23 protein-coding genes are annotated in these 25,965 nt (G+C 41.7%); 13 read left to right on the top strand and 10 right to left on the bottom strand.

Going from position 1 to position 25,965, the window contains the following annotated elements; all coding sequences use genetic code 11:
* Window positions 1-167: 167 nt before the first annotated feature.
* Entirely contained in the window at window positions 168-1,907 is a 1,740-nt protein-coding gene (gene dnaG, locus HWV02_RS20865) for a DNA primase (RefSeq protein WP_211677727.1), read from the bottom strand.
* 268 nt (window positions 1,908-2,175) lie between these two features.
* On the bottom strand, window positions 2,176-2,391 hold the full coding sequence (gene rpsU, locus HWV02_RS20860; protein WP_006032380.1) for a 30S ribosomal protein S21: 216 nt from the start codon (window positions 2,389-2,391) through the stop codon (window positions 2,176-2,178).
* A gap of 194 nt (window positions 2,392-2,585) precedes the next feature.
* On the opposite strand from rpsU, the gene tsaD reads away from it, so the two are divergent.
* The 5 genes from tsaD (at window position 2,586) to HWV02_RS20835 (ending at window position 7,587) form a co-directional block, all read left to right on the top strand.
* Entirely contained in the window at window positions 2,586-3,629 is a 1,044-nt protein-coding gene (tsaD, locus tag HWV02_RS20855) for a tRNA (adenosine(37)-N6)-threonylcarbamoyltransferase complex transferase subunit TsaD (protein WP_211673267.1), read from the top strand.
* Between the two features lie 193 nt (window positions 3,630-3,822).
* A complete protein-coding gene (locus tag HWV02_RS20850) occupies window positions 3,823-4,314 on the top strand; it encodes an LPP20 family lipoprotein (protein ID WP_211673266.1) in 492 nt (163 codons plus the stop codon).
* Between the two features lie 54 nt (window positions 4,315-4,368).
* Window positions 4,369-4,971, top strand: coding sequence for a penicillin-binding protein activator LpoB (locus tag HWV02_RS20845; protein ID WP_211673265.1), 603 nt, complete (start codon window positions 4,369-4,371; stop codon window positions 4,969-4,971).
* A gap of 9 nt (window positions 4,972-4,980) precedes the next feature.
* Complete coding sequence (locus HWV02_RS20840; protein ID WP_211689268.1) at window positions 4,981-6,513, top strand: hypothetical protein; 1,533 nt, start codon at window positions 4,981-4,983, stop codon at window positions 6,511-6,513.
* A 75-nt stretch (window positions 6,514-6,588) separates the two neighbouring features.
* Window positions 6,589-7,587, top strand: coding sequence for an LPP20 family lipoprotein (locus tag HWV02_RS20835; RefSeq protein ID WP_211689267.1), 999 nt, complete (start codon window positions 6,589-6,591; stop codon window positions 7,585-7,587).
* 100 nt (window positions 7,588-7,687) lie between these two features.
* On the opposite strand, the gene fis is transcribed toward HWV02_RS20835, so the two are convergent.
* From fis to prmA, 3 genes are all read right to left on the bottom strand, one after another.
* Window positions 7,688-7,987: a DNA-binding transcriptional regulator Fis gene (fis, locus tag HWV02_RS20830; protein ID WP_045108812.1), complete on the bottom strand. Its 300-nt coding sequence runs from the start codon at window positions 7,985-7,987 to the stop codon at window positions 7,688-7,690.
* A gap of 15 nt (window positions 7,988-8,002) precedes the next feature.
* On the bottom strand, window positions 8,003-8,968 hold the full coding sequence (dusB, locus tag HWV02_RS20825) for a tRNA dihydrouridine synthase DusB (protein WP_211673262.1): 966 nt from the start codon (window positions 8,966-8,968) through the stop codon (window positions 8,003-8,005).
* Between the two features lie 326 nt (window positions 8,969-9,294).
* A complete protein-coding gene (gene prmA / locus HWV02_RS20820; protein WP_211673261.1) occupies window positions 9,295-10,176 on the bottom strand; it encodes a 50S ribosomal protein L11 methyltransferase in 882 nt (293 codons plus the stop codon).
* A gap of 398 nt (window positions 10,177-10,574) precedes the next feature.
* Here prmA and HWV02_RS20815 point away from each other — a divergent pair, with 398 nt between their 5' ends.
* The 5 genes from HWV02_RS20815 to HWV02_RS20795 all read left to right on the top strand — a co-directional run bounded on the left by HWV02_RS20815 (window position 10,575) and on the right by HWV02_RS20795 (window position 15,920).
* Complete coding sequence (locus HWV02_RS20815; protein WP_211677724.1) at window positions 10,575-11,942, top strand: TolC family protein; 1,368 nt, start codon at window positions 10,575-10,577, stop codon at window positions 11,940-11,942.
* Window positions 11,943-12,941, top strand: a complete 999-nt coding sequence (locus tag HWV02_RS20810) for an HlyD family secretion protein (protein ID WP_211689266.1) — start codon at window positions 11,943-11,945, stop codon at window positions 12,939-12,941.
* A 9-nt stretch (window positions 12,942-12,950) separates the two neighbouring features.
* Window positions 12,951-14,159 (top strand): ABC transporter permease, encoded by a 1,209-nt coding sequence (locus tag HWV02_RS20805; protein WP_255546961.1) that lies wholly within the window; start codon window positions 12,951-12,953, stop codon window positions 14,157-14,159.
* Window positions 14,152-15,318, top strand: a complete 1,167-nt coding sequence (locus tag HWV02_RS20800; RefSeq protein ID WP_255546960.1) for an ABC transporter permease — start codon at window positions 14,152-14,154, stop codon at window positions 15,316-15,318. Before HWV02_RS20805 ends, HWV02_RS20800 begins: the two co-directional genes overlap by 8 nt.
* 92 nt (window positions 15,319-15,410) lie before the next feature.
* Window positions 15,411-15,920: an aminoacyl-tRNA deacylase gene (locus HWV02_RS20795; RefSeq protein WP_045112363.1), complete on the top strand. Its 510-nt coding sequence runs from the start codon at window positions 15,411-15,413 to the stop codon at window positions 15,918-15,920.
* A gap of 107 nt (window positions 15,921-16,027) precedes the next feature.
* On the opposite strand, the gene HWV02_RS20790 is transcribed toward HWV02_RS20795, so the two are convergent.
* The 5 genes from HWV02_RS20790 to HWV02_RS20770 form a co-directional block, all read right to left on the bottom strand.
* The gene (locus HWV02_RS20790; RefSeq protein WP_211677721.1) at window positions 16,028-16,861 is read right to left on the bottom strand and encodes a mechanosensitive ion channel family protein; all 834 of its coding nucleotides are present in this window, start codon (window positions 16,859-16,861) and stop codon (window positions 16,028-16,030) included.
* A 195-nt stretch (window positions 16,862-17,056) separates the two neighbouring features.
* A complete protein-coding gene (gene phnR, locus HWV02_RS20785) occupies window positions 17,057-17,761 on the bottom strand; it encodes a phosphonate utilization transcriptional regulator PhnR (RefSeq protein ID WP_211677720.1) in 705 nt (234 codons plus the stop codon).
* A gap of 103 nt (window positions 17,762-17,864) precedes the next feature.
* Window positions 17,865-19,586, bottom strand: a complete 1,722-nt coding sequence (locus HWV02_RS20780) for a putative 2-aminoethylphosphonate ABC transporter permease subunit (protein ID WP_211677719.1) — start codon at window positions 19,584-19,586, stop codon at window positions 17,865-17,867.
* 1 nt (window position 19,587) lies between these two features.
* Window positions 19,588-20,694 carry a putative 2-aminoethylphosphonate ABC transporter ATP-binding protein gene (locus tag HWV02_RS20775; protein WP_211689265.1) on the bottom strand — a complete coding sequence of 369 codons (1,107 nt, stop codon included), beginning with the start codon at window positions 20,692-20,694 and terminating at the stop codon, window positions 19,588-19,590.
* Between the two features lie 229 nt (window positions 20,695-20,923).
* Window positions 20,924-21,931 carry a putative 2-aminoethylphosphonate ABC transporter substrate-binding protein gene (locus tag HWV02_RS20770; protein ID WP_211689264.1) on the bottom strand — a complete coding sequence of 336 codons (1,008 nt, stop codon included), beginning with the start codon at window positions 21,929-21,931 and terminating at the stop codon, window positions 20,924-20,926.
* Window positions 21,932-22,208: 277 nt separating this feature from the next.
* Between HWV02_RS20770 and phnW the strand changes: the two genes are divergently transcribed.
* From phnW to HWV02_RS20755, 3 genes are all read left to right on the top strand, one after another.
* Window positions 22,209-23,315, top strand: coding sequence for a 2-aminoethylphosphonate--pyruvate transaminase (phnW, locus tag HWV02_RS20765; RefSeq protein WP_211689263.1), 1,107 nt, complete (start codon window positions 22,209-22,211; stop codon window positions 23,313-23,315).
* Between the two features lie 150 nt (window positions 23,316-23,465).
* Complete coding sequence (gene phnX, locus HWV02_RS20760) at window positions 23,466-24,308, top strand: phosphonoacetaldehyde hydrolase (protein WP_211677715.1); 843 nt, start codon at window positions 23,466-23,468, stop codon at window positions 24,306-24,308.
* Between the two features lie 128 nt (window positions 24,309-24,436).
* Window positions 24,437-25,891: an FAD-dependent oxidoreductase gene (locus HWV02_RS20755; protein ID WP_211689262.1), complete on the top strand. Its 1,455-nt coding sequence runs from the start codon at window positions 24,437-24,439 to the stop codon at window positions 25,889-25,891.
* The last annotated feature ends 74 nt before the right edge of the window (window positions 25,892-25,965 follow it).

Here is a 25,965-nt window from a genome sequence, read left to right as displayed (position 1 = left end):
TGCTTTTTTCTACTTGTTGGTATAATTATGTGGTCAAAATGCGCGTAATTTTAACTTTTATCACGTTATATTAGGCGAAAGCTTTTAACTCAGTGTAATAAATCGATTTAATTCGACTCTTTTTTGTTAGTACATTAAATGGGGTTTAATGGATCATATTTCAAGCGTTATGATGATTTTAATTCATCGAGAATACTTTTATATTCTAAACGCTCAGCTTTAGTCAATCCACCTTGCGCTAATTTCAATTGTAGTTCACTGAAACGTTGTTCGATGACTTGTGTTGAAAGAACAAATAAAGTATCGAAAAACTCTGCTTCGACCGCTTCATCTGCTCCATGATCCCAAACAGCTAGTTTTATCAGTGCTTTCTGCTCTGGTGTATCGTGCCAATATTCTAATAACTGTGCTGTATTGATCTGATCGCTACTGTTTGTTTGTGCTAATAATTTTAATAAAATATTAATGCCGGGTAATTTTAATTGCTTTAAATCATCGAATACCGGCAGGTTAAAACCAATGTGAGGATTTTGTAATAATAAACCAATCGCGCGGCGTATTGGTGTTATTTGGAGCGATTTTTTGGCCGGCTTACTCGTCGCTACAGTAGTAAATAGTTTATTTAACTTGGCTTCATCCCAAGCTAAGAAACGTGCTAATTTTTTTAATACGATACCACGGTAGAAACCGTCAGGCATTTTTTCAATCAGCGGCTTAGCTTGGCTGGCTAATTTACTACGCCCTACATCGGTATGGGTATCGATATCTTGGCTTAAGCGGCTGAATAAAAAATCCGGTAAGGTCTGTGCATCTTTAAACAGTTGCTCAAGTGCATCTTTACCTTGGTTACGAACCAATGAATCAGGGTCTTCACCATCGGGTAAAAATACAAATTTTAGATCTTTACCATCACGTAATTGCGGTAAGGCATTTTCGAGTGCACGCCATGCAGCGGCACGACCTGCTTTATCGCCATCGTAACAACAGATCACTTCATTGGTATTGCGGAACAAGGTCTGCATGTGATCGCCAGATGTCGATGTACCCAGTGACGCGACTGCATAATCAATCCCAAACTGGGCCAATGCCACCACGTCCATATACCCTTCAACCACGACAATTTTGGGTATCTCTTTATAAGCCTGACGTACTTCATATAGTCCATAAAGCTCTTTACCTTTATGGAAGATCGGTGTTTCGGGTGAATTCAGGTATTTTGGTTTTTCATCACCCAGTACTCGACCACCATAACCAATGACACGTCCACGTTTATCCCGGATCGGGAACATGACGCGTTCACGAAAACGATCGTAACGACGTGATTGACCTTCGTTCTCAATTAACACACCTGTGGTGAGCAACTGTTCTTCGGTGTGTTTGTCACGGCCAAAGCGTTTTAATACGTTGTCCCAACCTGGGGCTGCATACCCAATGGCATATTTAGTAATGACTTCTGCAGACAGTCCGCGCTGCTTTAAATAGTCATTAACCACACGTTTATTCGGGTGTTCTTTTAATTGGTACTGATAGAAGCGCGTGACACTTTCGAGTAGTTGGTAATAATCTTTACGCTCAGGTGCTGTCGGGCCGTTATTATTGCCACCTTCTTCTCTGGGTACTGTAACACCGTAAAAGCCCGCTAAATCTTCAATGGCGTCGACAAACTCAAGGTTGTCGTATTCCATTAAAAAACCAATGGCGTTACCGTGCGCACCACAACCAAAGCAATGGTAGAACTGTTTATCTTGGCTGACAGTAAAAGAAGGGCTTTTCTCATTATGGAACGGGCAGCAAGCATGGTAGTTTTTACCTGCTTTTTTAAGCTTTACGCGTTTTTCGACGATATCTACGATATCAGCTCGACCTATCAAGCCATCGATAAAGTCGCGAGGTATTCTACCGGCCATATGTACCTAACTAATGAGTGTGAAGATTATTGGGAATCGCAATTACAGTAACAATTACAGTAAATACGTGACTTATTTTGAACAAATCAGTTATGTACTGGCATCGTTATAAGACTAGGGTAATAAATTTTATGAGTCTTGAAAAGCAAACAAGCCGTGACTCTAGGAGTTCACGGCTTGTTAATAGGCGTTATCTTCAGCAGACTAAGTCAGAAACTTACTCAGTGGGATAAGCCTAAAATGCATACAGTAGTTATACTAATAGAGATTAGTATAGACGTACGCGACGTGCATTTTCACGAGACAGTTTCTTAGCTAGACGCTTAGATGCTGCTGCTTTAGCACGTTTACGAACTGTAGTAGGTTTTTCGTAATGCTCACGACGACGTACTTCAGACAAGATACCTGCTTTTTCGCAAGAGCGTTTGAAACGACGTAGTGCAACGTCAAACGGTTCGTTTTCACGTACTTTAATTACTGGCATGTTTTCTTCCAACCTTTGGGCTTGATGGTTCCAAGTTATCTGGAACCTAAAAATATTTTTATAGAAATTCTATAAAAATGGTGCCGAATTGTACTCTAGAACGCGATTAAATGTAAAGCGTAATAATTTGGCGCTGGAGAAATAAGTATAGCGCAGGTACTATTGTGCAGTCATGTATAAGGTGAATGAATAAAATGCGCGTAATAGGAATAGAAACATCATGTGATGAGACCGGCATTGCAATTTATTGTGATGAACAAGGGCTAATGGCTCATCAACTTTATAGCCAAGTAAAACTGCATGCCGATTATGGCGGTGTGGTACCGGAATTAGCGTCACGTGATCATGTGCGTAAAATTATTCCACTGATTAAAGCCGCATTAGCAGAAGCGGGCTGTACTAAAGATGATATTGACGGTATTGCCTATACAACGGGTCCTGGACTGGTTGGTGCATTAATGGTGGGGGCGACGGTTGGTCGTAGTATTGCTTATGCGTGGGATATTCCGGCATTAGGTATTAACCATATGGAAGGTCATATGTTAGCGCCAATGCTTGAAGAGAAAACCCCTGATTTTCCTTTCTTAGCGATGCTAGTGTCGGGTGGTCATACTCAGATCGTGCGTGTTGATGGTATTGGTCAATATGAATTACTGGGTGAATCTGTTGATGACGCTGCCGGTGAAGCATTTGATAAAACCGCGAAACTGCTGGGCTTAGATTACCCTGGTGGCCCAAGATTATCAGCATTAGCAGATAACGGTGTCGCTGGACGTTATAAGTTTCCACGCCCAATGACTGATCGTCCCGGCTTAGACTTTAGTTTTTCAGGGCTAAAAACATTCGCGGCGAATACGATTGCTAAAGAAAAGAAGTTAGCAGAAGAAGCGGGTGCAGATGCGGTTGATGAACAAACCCGTGCTGATATTGCGTTTGCATTCCAAGAAGCGGTTGTAGATACCATTTCGATTAAGTTAAGAAGAGCAATTAAAGAAACCGGTATTAAGCGTCTGGTTGTTGCTGGTGGTGTAAGTGCAAATAAATACTTACGCATCAAATTAGCAGAAATGATGAATAAGCAAAACGGCGAAGTATTTTACCCGCGTATTGAGTTCTGTACTGATAATGGCGCGATGATCGCGTATGCCGGTTTACAGCGTTTACGTCACGGTGGCGATGACAGTTTAGAGATCACTGCACGCCCACGTTGGCCATTAGATCAAATGGATGCGATATAAGTCATAACTATTTGATAATTTAGTTGTCATAGCTACCGATATCGGTAAATTTGAACAAAATAAACCAGACTATCGGTAGATTGTCTGGTTTTTTTTATGCTTGTGTAAAGGCTACGTAAGTGTATTTGGCTAAATATTATTTTAAATTATAATACTATATATTATCTAAACACTTTTTAGGGATAAGTTAATCATGAAAATAGCAACATTGAAAGTTACGGTCGCAGCCGGAATAATGGCTTTATTATCAGCATGTTCTAGTCAAACTAGCATTGACAGCGACTTAGGCGTTAGTGGTGCACCTGATTGGGTTAATATTGGTACACAAGCCGTTGAAAATGATTCAGGCCGTCTATTACACGGTGTAGGGATGTCAAATGGCATTGCTGACGAATCTTTACAAAAATCTGTTGCAGATAGTCGTGCACGTGCCGAAATAGCGCGTATCCTAGCTACATCTGTTGATGCGATGCAGGCTGATTATACAGCCGCTGCCAATGGTGAAGTAAGCGCTAATGTTGAGCGCGAAATTAAAGCGAAAACGAAATTAGCACTGAATGGCGTGAAAATTATTGGCCGTTGGAAGAACCCAGACAATGGCGATATTTATGCTTTTGCAGAATTAGACCTGTCTGATCTTGAAGCGGCAATTAAGCGTGCAGCAGCATTAGAATCAAAGCAGTAACCGTATTTAGTAAGTTATTAATAGTCGTTCGTCAAATTGGAAAGGAAAATAGCAATGAATAAGTTATTCAAATTAGTATTAGGCTCGATCTTAGTATCGTCATTATTAGCCGGCTGTAGTACCTCTGTAGAGCGTATTGATGCGGGTCAAACGGTAGATTTAAGTGGTGCTTGGAATGATACTGATTCACAAATGGTAGCGCAGGAAATGATCAGCGATGCGCTAGCGCGTCCTTGGTATAGCAACTTCGCGGCAAAAACAGGTAAAGCACCTGCTGTGATCGTGGGTTCTGTGCGTAATTTAAGCCATGAACACATTAATACCAAAACATTTGTTAATGAAATGGAACGTGAATTAATTAACAGTGGTCGTGTTGAGTTTGTTGCATCAAGTGACGAACGTAGCGAGATCCGTGAAGAGCGTATTGACCAAGATTTAAATTCTTCTGAATCAACACGTAAAGCTGCAGGCCAAGAGAAAGGTGCAGACTTTATCCTAAAAGGTCAGATCAACACAATTCTTGATACTGCATCTAGCGAGCAAGTACGTTATTACCAAGTTGATTTAAGCCTAATCAGCCTAGCGGATAACCGCAAAGTATGGGTTGGTCAGAAGAAACTGAAGAAACTCGTGTCTAACGGTAAACTACGTTATTAATAGGTCGTAATGAAAGCTGTATTAACATTTTTACGTTCGCGGCGTTATCTCGCGGTTATCGTATTTAGCTTGTTGCAAGGCTGCTCGTTGCAGCAGCATCAACTCAATGATTTGGCACAAACGCTAGATAATGGTAATGCCAGTCAGGTATTGGCCGACGTTGCGCAACGGGAATACCCCGAGCGTGACTTAGCCCAATATAAACTGACATTAGGCTTATTGCGCGCTGTAAATGGTGATTTTGCGGGTGGTATTCGTGAACTACAAGCCGCTAAAACTGAAATTAATCAGTTACAAGCGTTAAGTGTTAGCGAAAACATTGGCGCTGTAACGGTTAATGAAACGTTACGGAGCTATACCAGTACTGCCAGTGAACGAATGTTATTACAGCAGTTATTGATCTTGTCTTACTTGATGGAAGATGACCTTGATGGCGCCCGTGTTGAAGTATTGCAAATGCAAGAGTTGGCAAAAGGGCTGTCGGATAATGGATTATCAGGGCTAGTATCAAGTAGTTATTATTTGGGCGGTTTGGTGTATGAACTTGGCGGTGAAACCGATAATGCCATGATCAGTTATCGCCAAGCTTACCAAGTAATGCAAACCAGTAAGATCAAGATACCGAGAGTATTGCAAGACAGCTTACTGCTTGCGTCTAAGCAATTAGGTCTCAGCTCTGAACATGCTAAATATGTGAAAAAATTTGGCCATGACGTAAAGTCGCCTGATCGCAGTAAAAGTCAGTTGGTCTTAGTATATTGGGGCGGTGTTGTATCAGCGAAGCAACAACGTTATTTAAGTGTTTATGTACCAAGTTTAGGCTATAACATTTCCTTGGCATTACCTTATTATGACAATGATTATGTTAAACCTGTACCTTGGCGCTTTAGCGTACTTGGTAAAACGGCCGAAACTGAAATATTTGATGATGTAAACTTATTAGCACGTGCCGATCTTGATGCTGAGTCTGCTGATATATATGCAGCAGCATTAGCGCGGGTTATTATTAAACAAACTGCATTACACGAAGTGAAGAAAAATGACGAGGGTGGATTAGCGACCTTGTTATTGAATGTTACTAGCATGGTCAGTGAAATGGCTGATGTACGTAGCTGGAATATGCTACCGGCGAGTATTCAAGTGCAACGTTTGGCATTAGATCCAGGCGCTTATTATTTACAGCAACCAAGCCAGACTAGAGGCTTATCTGTTACTGATATCGCGCCCGTTATACCTGTATTAGCAGCATCAGTTGACCCAACATTAGTTAATGCAACCGCAAGTATTACCGATAAGACTAGCAATAGTGCCGCTGAATCTGACAACGGATTTAGTTTACCGCAGTCAAATACAACACTTGCTAATGATAAAGATAATCTTGTTAGTATGGATGACCCGAGTTCAGAGACGGTAGCAATGACGAATATTACCGATGTTCCGGTTGTTGTTAGTGCGAAGCCTTTGTTATTGAAGCCGGGTAAAACCGTTTTACTATTCTATTCAAGTGCCGCTAAAAAGGCATACTACACCTTATCACCTTAGTTATTCATGAATTGCTGGCCCTATATTCAATGTGGGCTAGCGTTCAAGTAACGGCTTGTTACAGGACTCGAACATATGATAAATAAATTCTTTTCTACCAGTTTAATTTCTGCTGCTGCAATCTTGATGAGCGCGTGTAGTAGTACCCCTGAACGTCCAGCTTGGTTAGACGGTGCTGATGTTAACTATCCTGAAAACGTTTATTTAAGCGCATCTGGTCAAGCGAAATCGGCTAGTGTGGCAGATAATCGTGCATTAGCTAATTTAGCAAAAATTTTTGAAGTATCGATTGCTGATGAAAGTATTGATTTTAGCGAAGCAAGTATCAGTCAAAGTAATGCCAGTGGCAGTACTATTCGTCAGGTCGATAACAAGCAAACCTTATCTCGTTTTGTAAACACGCAAGCGCAACAAGTTCTGCAAGGCACCCGTATTGTCGAACGCTGGCAGGATCCGGTTAGCGGTGAGCAGTCTAGTCTCGCAGTAATGAAAAAAGCACCTGCGGCGGCATTATTTATGCAGTCAATACGCGCTGCAGATGAACAAACAAGTGCAGCAGTGAAGTATGCTGAGCAGCAAGCGCCGAACCCTCTTATTGCCCTTAGTTCATTAGAAAGTGCCCGTCAGCGCCAAATTACACGCTTAAATGACAATAATAATCTACGAGTTGTGACAGGGAATGACATTAACGTTGAATATTCGGTCGAAACCTTAACTAAAATGATTAAAAGCCGTTTAGCTGCATTATCATTTTCAACGTTGGCAACAGATGATCAAGCGTTATTGTCTTTGCAGGGAGGGGCGTCAGAGGTTGGCGTACAGCTAAAAGATGATAGCCAATACAAACTAGTATTAACATTGGATAAAGGCGCTGTAGAACAACGTCAGGCGTGGTATTGGTTACGTGGCAACATTGTATTGAATGTGATGGATGGCAACAGCAGTATTAGTAATAAACGTTGGCCATTTAAGATCTCTGCACAAAGTGAGCAATTATTAGAGCAACGATTAGCGACTAAGTTGAGTTCTGAATTACCCGGATATGTATATCAAGTATTAACGCCGGAAATATAATTTATTCATTTTATTGGCACATCTTATTTTGTGTATAAAAAAAGCCAGTCCTGATTTATCAGGGCTGGCTTTTTATTACATTACGTTATGACAATGACGCTTAGTTCATACCGTAACGTTTTAGTTTCTTCCGAAGAGTACCACGGTTGATGCCCATCATCACAGCTGCACGGGTTTGGTTACCGCGAGTATACTGCATAATGATATCTAGCATTGGCGCTTCAACTTCTGCTAATACCAAGTCATAAAGGTTTTCTACGTCTTGGCCATTTAATTGTGCAAGGTAATTTCGTAGTGCTTGTTGGACAGAATCACGTAATGGTTTCTGTACAATTTGCTCAGCTTGTTGCACGGTTGCAGTAGTTGTTAGGGCACTAGGAGCCAGATTTTGTTCAAACATATATTGCTCTTCTCGTTAGCTTAAATCATCAAAATATTTCATTAATGCAAGGTGTTGTTCAGCAGAACTCTCCAATGCATTAAAGCTTTTACGAAACTCAACACCATTAGTCTGGTGTTGTATGTACCAACCGACGTGTTTGCGTGCAAATCGAACGCCCTTAAACTCACCGTAAAACTGGTGTAGGTTTTCGACATGTTGCAAAATGACTCGGCGAACTTCGTCTGCAGTTGGTACGGGTAATTTTTCACCTGTTTTAAGATAGTGATTTATTTCCCGAAAAATCCAAGGATTACCTTGAGCGGGACGTCCGATCATAAGACCGTCTGCACCTGTGTACTCAAGTACCTGCTTTGCTTTTTCTGGGCTATCAATATCACCATTCGCGATCACAGGAATGCTAATGCTAGCTTTAATCGCTTTTATAGTGTCGTATTCTGCATTGCCCTTATACAGGCAGGCTCGAGTACGACCATGAACCGCAAGGGCTTGAATTCCAGCTTGCTCTGCGATTTCTGCTATCTGTATACCATTGCGATTTTCTGGATCCCAACCGGTACGTATCTTTAGTGTTACTGGTACATCAACCGCGTTCGTTACCGCGTCTAAGATTAGCTTCACTTGCTCCGGATGTTGCATTAATGCAGACCCAGCCATTTTTTTATTCACTTTTTTCGCAGGACAACCCATGTTGATATCAATGATCTGCGCACCATTTTTTACATTATGCTGCGCGGCTGCTGCCATCAACGCCGGATCTGCACCTGCGATTTGCACTGAACGGATCCCGGTTTCGCCAGCATGATCCATACGCTGTTGCGATTTTTCTGAAGACCAAACTCGAGGGTTACTCGATAACATCTCTGACACGGCCATACCAACACCCAATTCACGACAAAGTTGACGGAAGGGGCGGTCAGTAACACCAGCCATTGGAGCCAAGAATAGTTGGTTATCCAGAAGATAAGGACCTATTTTCATCTGTTGCGGCTCATTTGCTCTAAGGCGGCGTATGTTACGCAGTTTTCACCCGAGTTAAAAGGTTAATAATTAGACTATTGAATATTTTTTTAGTTAAAATCATTAAATAGTAAAAAAAACACCTCAAAATCAAATTATAACAACAGATAATCGAGCTAAATTACTTATTATTCAATTTTCACTTAGATTAAATGTGAAATTGAGATAGCTTGCATTTTAGCCTGATTAATTACTGTTCGCACGTTTTTTACGTACTTACTGTTCGTTTTATCTACACAAGCCTCGTTTTTGAATTTGCTTATGTAGAATAAACAGTATGGCTAGTATTATTTGATTTGGCCGTTTAAGCGTGCCCACTCATCAGAGAATGTTGGTTCATCCATGATACAGTGCTGACGATAAATTTCGTTCAATTCTGCTGCTTGGTGATCCAAAATACCAGATAAGGCCAGTTTACCACCTGGTTTTAAGAAGCTGACGATAAGCCCTGATAGCTCACGTAGTGGTGCTGCAAGGATATTCGCAACCACGATATCAGCTTTGATACCTTCAGGTTGATCTGCGGGTAAATACAATTCAATTTGGTCTGCAACGCCATTACGTTCAGCGTTATCACGACTTGCTAAGATAGCTTGTGGGTCGATATCTACCCCGATCACACGTTTTGCGCCTAGTTTAAGTGCTGCGATTGCTAAGATACCAGAGCCACAACCGAAATCGACAACGGTTTTACCAGCTAAATCTTGGCCATCTAACCATGTTAGGCATAAGGCGGTAGTCGGGTGGGTACCAGTACCAAATGCTAAACCTGGGTCAAGCATGACGTTAACGGCATTTTCATCTGGCACTGGGCGCCAGCTTGGGCAGATCCATAGACGCTCACCAAACTGCATTGGATGAAAGTTTTCCATCCATTCGCGTTCCCAATCTTTATCTTCTAATAATTCTAATTTATAGCGGAAATCTGGACCTAATACCTTGGTTTTTGCTAAGAAAGCGAGGATTGGCTGCATGTCTTTATCTGCATCAAACAAACCTGTTACATCAGTATCACCCCAAAGCAGTGTTTCACCCGGCAGTGGTTCAAAGATTGGTGTATCTTGTGAGTCCATAAATGTGACAGCACTTGCTCCTGCGCCAGATAGCATGTTGCTTATCTTCTCAGCTGTTTCTTCGTTAGCATTAATTTTTAATTGGATCCAAGGCATCGATTTTCTCTCAGTTATTTCGTGGGCATAATTGTACGCACCTAAGCCATAAGACACCATCGGAATATGATAATTAAATGCAATTTTACGTTTTTTATGGACCTAACTATGGCGCATTAACATCTACAGTTGTGCGCTTATGGACTAAGCGTTATTAAAATTAGTCTAACACTGACATAGTTATCAACAAATTTATACGTTATCATTCGTTCTTGGTTATTCATTGTCATCTTCTACATTCTATTTTTAGAGTATAAACTCTATTTGTGGTTGTTATTGTATAAACGTGACCGTGTGTACAGTTATTGAAAATATTACCCATCGTTGTTTAATTGTTTGATATTAATTAATTAATATCAACGGGCTATGCCACAACGGCGTGATTTTAGGAATAAAGTATGAAAACAGTCTTTTATGGCGTTATTTCTGCCATTGCATTAAGTTGTAATGTACAAGCTGCTGCTATCGATTTTTCTGAAGCTTGGTATCAAGTAGTGCAGAAAAATGATGCATTGCAAGCAAAAAAAGAAGAAGTGAAGCACTCTGAAGCATTACAGAGTGCAGCGAAGTCGCTCTATTTGCCGAATGTTGATATTACGGGGTCATATACTCATTTAGATAAACCGATAGAAATCGATACATCAGGGGTGAAAGGAAAAGTGGGTGCTATTTCCCCTATAATAGCTGGAATGCTCCCTAATAGCGTCCCGTTATCCAATCAAAATGTAGCTCACTCTTCATTGAATGCAGTATTGCCGATTTATACTGGCGGTCGAATTACCGCGGCACAAGATATTCGTGAAGCACAAGTGAGTGAAGCGGAAAGTAATTATGATTTAGCTACGCGTGCGACATTTACGCAATTGGTGCAGTATTATTTTGGGGTGGTGTTATCCGAGCAAGTGTATCAAGTTCGTCTCGATGCGGTGGATGCTTTAGCCGATCACCTTAATCACGCGATTAAATTAGAACAGCAAGGTCAAATAGCCAAAGTTGAACGACTTATGGCGCAAGTCTCGTTAGACAAAGCGCAAATTGAAGCGCAAAAATCGCTACGTGATTATGAAATTGCCAAACTTGCGTTAACCAAGATGTTAAAACAGCAAGATTCGGTATTACCAACCACGCCGTTATTTGTGAATAACAGTGCGACTTCTGTAACGCCATATTTAAGCAAAACATTAACAGACCATCCTGGTATTGCGGTTTTAAATGCCAAGCGTGAGCAAGCTAAAGGCATGGTTGAAATGGCTTTCGCTAAGCATCTACCAGAAGTGATGCTGTACGGTAATTATAATTTATATTCTGATGACTCTGTTATGGGCCAATCGGTACCAGAATGGATGGTCGGTGTTGGTGTTCGTATTCCTATTATTGAGCGTTCGGGTACTTCGCAAGAAGTTGTTGCAGCAAAAAGTTCAGTACGTCGTGTGAACTTATTACAAATGCAAATGCAGCAAGATTTATCCATTCTAGTGGAGAAAACCTATGCCGAAATGAGCCAAGCGTTAGAAGAATATAATTCTTTGGCATCGAGCCAAGCGTTATCAGAAGAAACTGTGGTACTGCGTCAAAAGGCATTTAGCCAAGGTCTATCAACATCACTGGAAATGGCCGATGCACAGTTATATGCAACGAGTATTCGTGTTCAGCGTCTATCTGCAAGCTATAACTATGTTAAATCACTTGCACAATTACTATCTGTTAGCGGCGATATCGATCGCTTTATGGACTATCTAAAAATCAATGGTATCGAGGTTAAATAAATGAGTAACGTTAAAACAGGCATCATTGCGGTAGTCGCACTCGCTGTTATTGGCTGGCTGGTATTTGAATTCAATAGTGCTTACGAGCCGAAAAGCATATTGTTACAAGGTCAAATAGAAGCCGAGCAATATAATATATCGTCTAAGATACCGGGGCGTATTGCCTCGGTAGACGTAAAAAAAGGCGAATTGGTTAGCCAAGGGCAATTAATCTTCTCACTGGCGAGTCCTGAATTAGAGGCTAAGTTGGCGCAAGCAAAAGCGGGTCGTTCTGCGGCAAGTGCGATGCGTAAGCAAGCTGAATCAGGTGCCCGTGAACAGCAAGTTATTGCGGCTAACGATCAGTGGAAAAAAGCTCAAGCGGCAGCGGAGTTGATGGAAAAAACCTATCAGCGAGTTGATAATCTTTATAAAGACGGAGTATTGCCTGAGCAAAAACGTGATGAAGTCTACACCAAGTGGCAAGCAGCTAAATATACTCAAAATGCCGCGTATCAAGGTTATCAAATGGCTAAAGAAGGGGCGCGTAAAGAAACCAAACAAGCGGCTATCGAGCAAGAACGCATGGCGGAAGGTGTGGTTGCTGAAGTCGAGTCTTATACTAAAGATACCAAGCAATACGCACAGCGTGATGGTGAAGTGGTACAGATATTATTAAAAGAGGGTGAGCTTGCACCGACTGGTTTTCCTGTGGTGAGTATTGTCGATATTAAGGATAGCTGGGCGGTATTTAATATTCGTGAGGATTTATTACCACGGTTGAAAAAAGGCACGATATTAACGGCGCGTATTCCAGCGTTAGGTGAGGCAACATACCAATATCAAATATCTCATATTGCAGTGATGGGGGATTATGCGACTTGGCGATCGACAGACAGTGCGAAAGGGTTCGATTTACGTACTTTTGAAATTGAAGCAAGACCTGTTAAGCCTATTGCTGATCTACGTGTCGGTATGAGTGTATTAGTTGAGCTGGCTCCGTCAGCGACAGCGCAGTAAGTTGGTTTGATGATGAGTTTATTTATTACTCAGGTCAAAGCGGTTTGGCAGCGGGAAAACCAACTGATATTGGCATCGAAATGGCAACTATCATTGGTGACTTGGTTACCAATTGCTTGCATGTTGTTGGTGTATGCTATTTTTTCACAGGGGATTCCACGTGATCTTTCTGTCGCGGTTGTTGATCAAGACCACAGCCGATTGTCACGCAGCTTGGTGCGTTATATTGATGGCAGTCCTTCGCTTGCGGTGACGGCTCAATTGACAAGTCTTGCCGAAGGTAAAGCACTAATGCAGCGTGGTGAGGTGTATGCTGTCGTGTATATTCCGCGTGAGTTTGAAAAGCAAATTTATCTCGCGATGACCCCAGAAGTCAGTACTTTCTACAATGCGCAGTACGTGTTAATTGGTAAGTTGGTATCGTCAAATATGGCGAAGACCTTTGCCACGTTTACAGCACAAATTGATGCGGTTAAAACATTGGCGAGTGGGGGGAACCTAGCTGTGATTAAAGGGGCTGTCGCGCCGATATCAACGCAAGTTAACCCGCTTTATAATGCGTCAACTAATTATGTACCTTTCTTGGTCACAGCCGCTATTCCTGCGCTATGGCAAATCTTTATTTTGGTGTCGGTGCTGTTGGCATTTGGGTTGGAATATAAAAACAATACCCAAAATAACTGGTTTCAGCGTGCGGATGGTGCGGTCGTTAGTGCTGTGATTGGCAAGTTACTACCCTATACCTTACTTTCTGTTGTCCATGGTTTATTATTTTTAAGTTTCTTTTACGGTTATTTAAGTTTGCCCATGCATGGCAACTGGGGTTATTTATTATTAATTCTGGTTGCGGGGGTATTAGCAGGTCAAGCGATAGCATTATTTATCTTTACATTAACGATGGACCTGACCCAAGCAATTAGTATGGGCGCGGCCTATTCAGCCCCAGCATTTGCATTTATGGGAGTGACATTTCCAGCAGAAAGTATGCCGCAGCTAGCACAAATATGGCGTTCGTTATTACCGATTACGCATTATATGCAGTTGCAAATAGGGCAGGTTAATTACGGGCAAGGCTTTATGACCTTGTTACCGCAACTCACGTCATTAGGCTTCTTTGTATTGACGCTAGTTGTGGCAATATTTCGTATTAAGCGCCATCGTGAGCTCGCCGTTTTGAATAATATAAACAAGCCAGCAATGGGGCATGAAGATGAATAAATTCTTGGCACTTGTTGTACTCGAAATAAAAAGTATTTTTGCCGACCGTAGTATTTTGTTGACTATATTTGGTGGCATTATTATGTACTCGATCTTATATCCGTTACCGTATTCTCAGCAAGTATCAAGAAATGCTGAAATAGTGGTTATTGATTATGATCGCAGTTCGATGAGTCGCGAATTAATACGCATGGTTAATGCCAGTCCTGATACCCGTATTACTGGTCAAGTTGACTCTGTCAGGGATGCTGAAGCGTTAATTGAGCAAGGAGAAATTAAAGGGTTCTTAATTATTCCTGAACATTTCCGCCGTGATTTATTGATGAAAAAAGCGGTCACCTTATCGCTAGGTGGTGATGCTACTTATTTTATGACGTATTCGACCATCGCATCGGGGATCCTGAAAGCGGGCGGAACATTATCAGCGCAGATTAAAGTGGCGAGATTAACGGTTGATAAAGAAAATATCTTGTTAGCTAAGCAACAATGGCAGCCCGCTTCGTTAAACCTACAACCTGTGTTTAATCAGGTTAATGGTTATTTGGATTACGTGGTGCCAGCGGTGTTTATTCTGATCTTGCAGCAAACGTTATTAATTGGCAGTGGTATCTTATCTGGCAGTCAAAACGAACGTTCAAGGGCGAAAGAGCAAGGTTATTGGTTAACCGCATCACCGACATTGTTGTTACTGGCGCGTAGCTGCGTGTTCCTCAGTTTGTATCTGGTATTTAGTTTGTATTACTTTGGTTTTGCATTGGATATTTATGGTGTCAACCGCCTAGCGGCAGCATGGGATATCCTTAAGCTATTGGTCCCTTTCTTGTTGGCCGTAGTGTGTCTTGGGGTGGCCTTAGGGCAATTGTATAACCAAGCTGAAACGGCGACACAGGTTATTTTATTTAGCTCAATGCCGGTATTGTTCAGTAGTGGTTTTATTTGGCCTGTGAGTGAAATTCCAACTTGGCTCGTCGCAGTATCGCAATTATTCCCAAGTACCGCCGCTATTCAAGGTTTGTTGCAATTAAATCAAATGGGCGCCGATTTTGAGATGGTAAGACACTTTCAAACTCAGTTGTTAATTCAAGGGTTTGTCTATGCACTATTAGCCATTATTTTACTGCGTTACAAACAGCGTAAATATAGAATAAGTGCAGTTTAATATCATTCATTAAATAATGCGTGATTAACTCGCGTTGTGGCGATTTAGCTTCCATACTTTGCTTGTTGAAAGAGTATTTTATGGAGGCTGAAATGAGTATGGCAACCAAAGTTGGCCAGTTCTTGGCTAGTCACAATATTGATTTTAGTTTAGTTAAGCATCGTCACACCGCAAGTTCATTTAATTCTGCACTATCTGCACACGTTCCTAGTTCACAAGTCACTAAAGCGGTCATTTTACGCGACATTGGCGGCGATTATCTCATGGCGGTAGTACCTGCAAACAAGCATGTATTAATTGGTGAGATTAATCGGCAAACAGGAAAGCAGTATTATTTATTGGCAGAGCATGAATTAGCGACGCTATTTCAAGATTGTGAACCCGGGGCGATCCCCTCACTCGGGCAGATTTATGGTATGGATATGCTGGTGGATGATACGTTGTTTGAACAGGAACAATTGTTTATTGAATCGGGTGATCACATGAATCTGATCAATTTAGATAAACGCCAGTTTGGCAAAGCGGTGGGCAGTTTACCGCATAGCCATATTAGCGGATATAGCTTTAAAGAAGGACCGTTATTTGAACGTCGTGATCTTTGAGTGTTCAAGACTGCTAAAAAGATTCATAGCAATAAAAATGGGAGCCATATTTGGCTCCCATTTTTGTTTATAGTAAAGAACCTATAAAAATTATCTATCGCTAAACATTAGCTTGCTGGTGGTGTTGGATTACCTTGTATATGCAAGTCTAATTGTGGATAAGGGATCGCAATACCAGCAGCGTCAAGTGCAAGTTTAAGCTCTTCTTGCATGCTAAAATAAGCACCCCAGTAATCGCTAGTCCTAACCCAAGGGCGTACCGCGAAGTTTACTGATGAGTCTGCTAACTCTAGGATACCTACTGTGTAATCTGGATCTTGTAGGGTAAATTCGTTGTTTTTGATAACATTAATTAAAAGCGCTTTCGTTTGCTTAATATCTGCGTCATATGATACGCCAACCACAAGGTCTAAACGACGTTGGCCTAATGCAGAATAGTTAGTAATTGTACCATCCATGATTGCGGCATTCGGTGCGATCACAACTTTGTTATCTGGTGTGATTAAGCGTGTAGAGAAGATGGTAATTTCATCAACTGTACCTGCTACACCCGCAGCTTCAATGTAATCACCGATACGACAAGGACGGAAGATGACGATAAGTACCCCCGCGGCAAAGTTGGAAAGTGAACCTTGCAAAGCTAAACCGATGGCTAAACCTGCGGCACCGACAATCGCAACCAGAGAGGCTGTTTGCACCCCAAACTGGCTAAGGGTGGCGATGATGGTAAATATAAATACCAGCGTCCATGCCATGTTACTTATAAAAGAAGCTACTGTTTTATCTATATTACGTTTAAGCAGTAATTTTGAGGTCATTTTTTTCATTACGCCAGCAAGGTATTTACCGACGATAAAAATGACTAACGCTAATAATATTTTTGTGCCGTAAATAGCGGCAATCTCAGGGGCTTGCTCTAGTAGTTTTTCAAGATATTCCATGGATAAAATTCCTATCATTTAGAGTGTTAAATATGCGTGTACTTACATAGGGCATTCAATGACTATATTAGTCGAGCTTGATTGATATGTTACATTATTTTTAATCATTGACAAAGTACAGCCTATTTCACTCTTTAAAGCGCGATGTTTGATGCTTATATACGATGAATTATTGGAATAGTCTATTACTCATGTTTATTTCTGGCGAGTCGCTTGCGCTTCAATCGTTACCGCATCATGGCGCCAATACTCCAAATCACAATCAAGTAGCTGGCCATGTTGATCATGATTCACTCGCTCTATATACATGGCTGCGCAGCCTGACGTCGCACGTAATGGGGCGGCAGTGTCGGCAACTAATGACGATGAACGGATCCGATAATGGGTGCTTTGATAAAGCGTATCATAGTGTTGTTGATAAATATCGGTTAATGACGCCGATAAATCGTGGCTGAGTAAGTTTGGTAGTCGTTCAGGTAATACATAGTTCGTCACAAGAACAACCGGACGTTCTTCTAAATAACGGATGCGATGGATACGGATGACTTCAGTCTGTGGTGTTATTTGTAATAATTGAGCGATATGTTTATCGGCTGGTACTATGCTTGCACTGAGCAATTCTGTTTTCGGAATGCGCTGTTGGCTAAGAGCGAGATTGTGAAAATTGGTGGTATTGGTTGGATCATAACGTAATGGTTCTGGGGAAATAAACCAGCCGCGACGGTCTTCACGATATACCCGACCTTCAGATTCCAATAAAGACAATGCTTCGCGTAGCGTCACGCGGGTAGTATTGAATGCCTCTGCTAATTTGCGCTCTGACGTTAACTTTTGTCCTGAGGTTAATAATCCCGATTCGATTTGCTGTAGGATTTCTTCTTTAATTTTTAGGTATTGCACAAAAGCCTCTGATGCTAGTTCATTTATTTTATGCCGAACAAGTGGGGTCGAGCGATAAGCTACCTAGCGATGTCAGTGCCAGGCAGCAATAAATGGTCTGTTATTAATTTTGTTGACGCCAAGCCTGAGTTCGTTTATTGATAAACGATGCCGCAATTAAATGAATCACTTTAGCGATCGCCGCGGTGATTAAGATCATCACAGCCATCGCTGCCGCAGAACCTGTTTGTCCGGCATCATCCATATTTAATACTGACACTGATGCTGGAATTGTATCGGTTGCATACAAGAATACAACGGCTGATGTGGTGGTCAATGCATTGATAAACAGATAAGCTGCTATATCCATGATAGCTGGCGTACAAATTGGCAGCGTAATGACAAAGAATGATTTGTACTGTGGCATTTTTATCGATGCTGAAATCGCTTCTATCTCTGCCGGTAATTGTTTTAACGCCGTTAATGCTGTCATATGACCAACCGTGTAATAATGTACCACGGTATTAACCACCAGTAAGAGCATGGTTGCATATAGGCCATTTAGTGGGTTGTTTATGTCATTAAAAAAGAAGATATAACCCAAGCCTAATACGATACCTGGTACCGCCATTGGAATAATAGTGATCATTTGTAATAGTTGACGAATTGGGCCAAAACCACGGCCTTTTTCAATCACGTAGGCACCAATAAAAATAATTATAGTACCAATAACAGCAACCCAGCTTGCTAACGTTAATGAGTTAAAATAAGGCGACCAGCCATAGGTACTCACTTCACTAAAGTTATAATTGTTAAAGCTTAAGGTTAAGTTCCATGGCCAAAATGTGACAAATGATGCATATATTGCCATGCCGATAATGGTGATAATCGCCAAGCCTATCGAACTACAGAATAAGAAACAGATACCATCTCGTAATTTATCTGGTTTGGGTGTGTAAGCGACAGAGCGTGAATCAAATAGATTTTGTTGTTTACGCTGCACGTGACGATCAATGGCAAAAGCCAGTACTGCAGGTAATAACAGTAACACACTGGTTACTGCCCCCATGGCAAAATTTTGCTGACCAACGACTTGCTTGAAGATATCCGTTGCCAGCACGTTATAGCTGCCACCAATCACTTTGGGTACACCAAAATCACACACGACTAAGGTAAACACTAAAATGAGTGTGCTAATCACGCCGTATTTTGCTGCGGGTAGGGTCACCATGAAAAATGTTTTGATCGGATGATTTTTTAATACGGTTGCCGCCTCATATAAACGGGCATCGGAAGTGCGTAATGCCGTGGTTAAAATCATTAGCGCATGAGGGAAGGTCCAGAATGTCAGGCCGATGGTTATACCGACAATACCGTAAATGGATGCACCACCGAGTAGCTCTTTGGCAATGCCTTGATTACCGAATAAGTAAATTAAACTCAGTGCTGGTAATAATGATGGCGCTAAGATCGGCGCCGAGCCAATAATTTGAAATAAAGTTTTAAATGGCATGCAGCTACGTGTTAATGCATAAGCATAACTAAAGGCTAATACCCCAACAATCGTTGTTGTTACTAATCCCACCGTGACTGTATTTGCAATCGAGTTGAGCATAGCACTGGATGCAAAATACGCGGTGAAATTTGCTAAACCAATAAAATGACCATTAATATCTTGGACGCTTTTGGCAAACATGGTGAACATCGGCGCTAAAATGAAAAAGCCCATCAGCACAGTTAAGATAATTAAAATGCTGGCAAGAATGGCGCTATCTCGGCTAAACGCCAGTGTGAGTCTTTGTATATAATTTGGCGTAATCAGCTTTTTATTGATGATCGTATCCATATTAAGCCTCTACCGCTTGTGTGTTTACTGTGGTTGGTGAGTTGCTTCGTTTACGTGGGAATATATGGGTGTAATTGTCGCTATAACGAATACGACGAAATTCGCCATTGTTTAAACCGAGCGCTCTAACTTCACGAATCGGTACGTCAACTTTAATTATAGGTGCATTCATATTGCCCGTTAGTTGGCACTCTGCTCGCACATAAGTCCCTTGGAATTCCATTGCTTTAACTTGTATGGGCAAACCTTGCGGATCATCACTAAATTGAATGTCTTCAGGGCGCACAGCTAAGTCAAACATGTCACCACGGTTTAACGTCTCTTTTGGTTTTGGTAGCAGGGTTTCAGCAATACGAATTTGCTGGCTGCTGATCACTGAACTGGCAATGAAATTCATGTTACCGACAAATTCAGCGACAAAACGTGATGCGGGTTTATCGTAAATTTCTTGTGGGGTACCCACTTGTTCAATCACACCGTGATTCATGACCACGATACGGTCTGCCATCGCTAAGGCTTCTTCTTGGTCATGGGTTACCATGATAGTAGTAATACCGAGTTTACGTTGTAGGGTACGGATCTCTTCACGTAAATGAGAACGCACTTGGGCATCCAGTGCTGAAAGTGGTTCATCTAACAGTAATAATCCCGGTGATAACGCTAATGCTCGAGCCAGTGCAACGCGTTGTTGTTGGCCTCCAGATAGTTGGTTCGGGTATTTAGGCGCAGAATCAGCTAAACCAATAATCCCCAACCAATGGTTAACAATGTCCACCGCTTCGGCCACTGACTTACCTTGGTTGTGTAAACCCACACTGATATTTTCGGCAACCGTTAAGTTGGGAAACAAGGCATAAGATTGAAATACAATACCGAAATTACGTTTTTCTGGCGGTAAGAAGGTAGTGTCTTTACCGTCTTGTAAAATAGATCCCGATGTTGCTAAATCTAATCCGGCAATCGCACGAAGTAGGGTGGTTTTACCGCAACCAGAAGGACCTAAAAAGCAGATGAACTCGCCTTGATTGATCTGCAAAGAAATATCGTTTAATGCGGTGAAATCACCGAATTTTTTAACAAGGTTATTGATGTTGAGATACGTGCTCATCTGACTACTCATAAGTTATTTGGACTATACCAGTATGGTAGGCAGCGTTAGTGACAGTTTGATGACAGTTAGATGACGGTTAGAGTGTTTTTGGTAGTCTTTACAATTATTTATAGTGATTCAGGATGGGTGTTTAATATTTTTATGTGGATAATAATTGTCCATAAACGATAAAGCTAGGCATTATAAATAACGCCTAGCTTTGATGTTTAATTAGCTAGATTAATCATTATCTCGCTTCAGATTTTGAATCGAATTTTTCTGACCATGTATGCAGTACATCTTTACGATCATTAGCCATTTTACTAAAGTCCATTGCAACCATCGCTTCTTGTACGTTTGGATAGTTCTTTACGGCTTTACTGACGTCCTTATGACCGACTAATGCATAAGATTCATTATATAATTCATTGGCTCGTTTTGAGATTGACCAATCCACAACACGCTTGGCTGCTGCAGATGGTTTAACAAGGCCAACCGCTTCTGATTCCCAACCAATACCACCGGCAGGTAAGATCACGTCAAGTGGCGCGCCTTGGGTTTTTAGTTTTGCGCCACGTAATGCCATCGATACCCCGATCGCTACTTCGCCCATGCCTGCTTGTACACAAGGCTTTGAACCTGAATGGGTGTAATGTGCAATATTGTCATCCAGTTTGGTCATATACTTCCAACCTTTATCTTCACCCATGGTTTGTAACCATGCCGATACTTGCATATAACCTGTGCCCGATGATGCTGGGTTTGGCATCGCAATATGCCCCTTGTAGACAGGCTTAAGCAGGTCATCCCATGATGTCGGTTTAGGTAGGTTGTACTGTTTTGCTACGTATTCGTTAAAGCAGATGGCATTAAACCAAGCATCATTACCATACCAAGCTTTGTTTTCTTCTGGGTCAATCATGCTAGTTCGCAGGTTTTCGACGCCTTTTGGTGAATAAGGTTTCAGGATACCGGATTTTTTAAGCAGTGCCATTGATGACCCTGCCAGTCCCCAAACAACTTCTGCACGCGGGTTATTTTTTTCGGCAAGTAATTTTGCCGTCATGATACCTGTTGAATCTCGCACCCATTTTATTTCGATATCAGGGTTAGCTTTTTCAAAGGCGACTTTGTATTTCGCTAACACATCAGTTTCAAATGCGGTGTAAACCACCACTTCTTCTGCGGCAAATACTGGTGCAGTGAATAAGGCGCCTAAGGCAGCGATAGAACCTATAATCCAACGTTGTTTCATTCGTGTAACTCCAAAAATTATTAACGGTTGATTCTGGTCTGCACCAGATTTGTTGAGTTCGATGATAGAGTTGTTTTGTGACAGAAATATGATCAATTTATTTAAATTCAATTAATTAGGAAGTTTCATCTCTTTTTATATTTGCGTTTTTGTCCCGGTGTTTTTCTAAAACTCGTGAGTATGAACCTTTTATGAATTCTGCTGTTGGGCTATTTACCAAGCTAGTCATCCACTGCTAGAGTTCTCATCAACTGGTATAGTCCAAATGGAAGCAGAGATGAAAAACGAATATTTATTACTAACACCGGGTCCACTTTCTACTACAGCAAGTGTACGAGAAGCCATGCTAAAAGATTGGTGTACTTGGGATGATGAATATAACAAAGACATTGTTGAAGTTATCCGCGCTAAGTTAGTTCAACTAGCAACACAGCAAGCGGGTTATACCAGTGTATTGATGCAAGGAAGTGGCACTTCATCGGTAGAAGCGACAATCGGCAGTATTATTCCTACTGATGGCAAACTGCTGGTGGTTGATAACGGTGCTTATGGTGCCCGTATAGCCCAGATTGCAGATTATTTAAATATTGCCTGTGACGTGATTGCACCGGGTGAAACAGCGCAACCCAGTATCGCTGAAGTGGAAGCGAAATTAATCGCCGATGACAGTATTACCCACGTCGCGATTGTGCACTGCGAAACGACAACTGGCATGCTTAATCCTATTGATGATGTAATCAAAATGGCTAAACAACATGGCAAGATCGTGATCTTGGATGCGATGTCGAGCTTTGGCGGTATTCCATTGGATGTGGCTGAGTTGGGGGTTGATTTCCTGATCAGTTCAGCCAACAAGTGTATTCAAGGTGTACCGGGTTTTGGTTTTGTGATTGCACGCCAAAGTGAACTGGAAAAATGCAAAGGGCTAGCACGTTCGTTATCATTAGATCTTTATGACCAATGGCATTGTATGGAAACAAATGGTGGCAAGTGGCGCTTTACCTCACCAACCCACACTGTGCGTGCATTTTACCAAGCGTTATTGGAACTTGAAGAAGAAGGCGGTATTGCGGCGCGTCATCAACGTTACCAAGAAAACCAAACGACCTTAGTCGCAGGAATGGCGAAGCTGGGTTTTGATACGCTACTTGATGCGTCCTTACATTCACCAATTATTACCTCGTTCTACTCTCCAGCACACAGAGATTACCAATTTAAAGAATTTTACAACCGTCTGAAAGAGCAAGGCTTTGTTATCTATCCTGGTAAGGTGTCAAACGCTGACTGTTTCCGTATTGGTAATATTGGTGATGTACATCCAAGTGATATCCAGCGCTTGTTAGTGGCGATGGAAACTGCTAAATATTGGGAATTGAGTGCATGAGTGAAGTGATTACTAACTTAGAGGTTAATACACCGTTGATCGCTGCCTGCATCGCAGTATTGTCGTGCTTAACTGCATTGTTAGTAGATCAGGTGTCATGAAAAACTGTAACAAAATCATTAACAAAAGCTTACTTTGGAAAATATTATTATGTCTAACATCGTACAAGATCAATCAGTAAAACTGAGTCATGTTCAATCCGTTATTTTTGATTGGGCGGGCACTATTGTTGATTTCGGTTCATTTGCACCAACCACTATTTTTATTGCGGCATTTAAAGCGCAATATGATTTTGATATTAGCCTAGCGGAAGCGCGTGTACCTATGGGACTAGGTAAATGGGATCACATTAAAGCAGTATCTGAATTACCTGACGTTGCAGCGCGTTGGCGAGCACAGTTTGGCTCGACGATTAGTACCGCTGATATTGATGCGATTTACGAAACATTTATGCCGCTACAGATAGCGAAAGTTGGTGAACATGCCGATCCCATCCCACATGCGCTCGATGTTGTGAATGGCTTAAAACAGCAAGGCGTTAAAATTGGCTCATGTTCTGGTTACCCTCGTGTTGTTATGGACAAGCTAATTCCGGTTGCTGCAGAAAAAGGCTACGTGCCTGATTGTGTTGTCGCCACTGATGACTTACCAGCAGGCGGTCGTCCAGCACCTTATATGGTACTTAAGAATGTGATTGATATGGCTGTTACCGATGTTGGTACGTGTATTAAAGTAGATGATTCAGTTCCGGGCATTGAAGAAGGGCATAATGCAGGTATGTGGACAGTTGGTTTACTGCTATCGGGTAACGAGGCCGGTCTGACGTTAGCGGAATACCTTGCTGCAGATGAAGCCACATTACACTTGTCGCGTGAAAAAGCCCGTGATCGCTTCACGCCATTTAAGGCCCATTATCTGATCGATACCATTGCTGACCTGCCGCAAGTAGTTGCTGATATTGATGCACGTTTAGCCGCCGGCGAACGTCCATAATCGTTCATTTAGCCTTATAACCTGTCGCTTGTAACCATTAAGCCTCAGGGTAGTGGTTAAAGTTAATAGCTAGTCATAGGGCTAGCTATTTTTCGTTACATGAAAATAAAAGTACACAGAGTGTGATCATGACTAAACAGCCTGAATTTCAACCTTTTTGGTTTCAACAAGCGATGGATCTTGAAGATGACTACCGGAATAATGTGGAACCACAAACCCTAACTGCAGATACCGTCGCAGATGTATGTATTGTCGGTGGTGGTTACACAGGGTTATGGACAGCGATTCAGCTAAAACAGCAACAACCAACACTGGATGTAATGATCATAGAAAAAAGTTTCTGTGGTAGTGGCGCATCGGGTCGTAATGGTGGTTGCATGTTAACGTGGTCGACCAAGTACTTGTCGATGCGACGTTTGTATGGCGAAGCGCAGGCGGTTGAACTCGTGAAAGCGTCAGAACAAGCCGTGGATGAAATAGAAGCCTTTTGTTTAAAGTATAAAATTGATGCAGAACTGCGTCGTGATGGGACTCTATTTACCGCGACTAATACTGCGCAAAGCGGTGGTTTAGAGGCAACGTTAGCCGCGTTAGATAAACATGAATTAAACAGTTGGCAGGCGTGGGAAGCGAAGAAAGTACAGTTACATGCCGGGTCTGAATTGCATCAAGCAGGGTATTTCTCTCCTGTTGCCGCAAGTGTACAACCAGGTAAATTAGCACGTGGTTTAAAGCGCGTAGCAGAACAGCTCGGGGTACGTATTTATGAAAAAACCCCGATGTTGGCCATTAATGATAATTCGATTACGTCAACCAATAGCAATAAAAACACAAAGCATAAAATTGTGATTAATACTCCGAAAGGGACTGTTTACGCGACGAAATCTGTGATGGCTTTGAATGCGTGGATGTTAGAGCAATTCCCACAATTTAAAAATAAGATCGTAGTGGTGTCTTCAGATATGGCGATCACTAAACCAATACCAGAAAAGCTGAAAAAAATGGGTTTGGTAGACGGTAAAACCGTGCTGGATTCACGTACCTTTGTGCATTACTACCGTACTACGCCAGATGGCCGATTAATGTTAGGTAAGGGAGGTAATCATTTCTCTTATGGCAATGAAGTTAGACCTTTATTCGATAAAGCGACTCGCTATGGCAAGTTATTACGTGAGTCGTTTGATAAATTATTTCCGACGTTGGTGGATGAAGAGTTTGCGGTGACTTGGACTGGCCCTTCCGATCGTTCTGCAACTGGACTGCCGTTTTTTGGTAAAATTGAAGACGTAGGCAATATTTATTATGGCTTTGGTTATTCAGGTAGTGGCGTTGGCCAGACTTGGATCGGTGGCAAAATATTATCATCTATGTTACTTGGCCATAATGACAAATGGAGTGATAACGGCTTAACGACAGGGCCGAAAGGCGGCTTTCCACCTGAACCTGTGCGTTGGTTAGGTACCATGATGGTACGTAATGCGATTCGTCGTAAAGAACGTTGTGAAGATAACGAAGCGACACCTTTCTGGTTAGATAAACAGTTGGCTAAGTTTGCTAATGCGGCCGGTAAAGCAGATAAGTAATACACTGTTCAGTGAGTAATAAAGATCATGAAAAATCCAGTATTAACGTGTGCTAATACTGGATTTTTTTAAGT

This window comes from Moritella sp. 28 (assembly GCF_018219435.1).
In the GTDB taxonomy this organism is placed as follows: Bacteria; Pseudomonadota; Gammaproteobacteria; order Enterobacterales; family Moritellaceae; genus Moritella.
The sequence above is the reverse complement of the archived record's forward strand: the minus strand, read 5'-3'. Positions and strand labels throughout refer to the sequence as shown.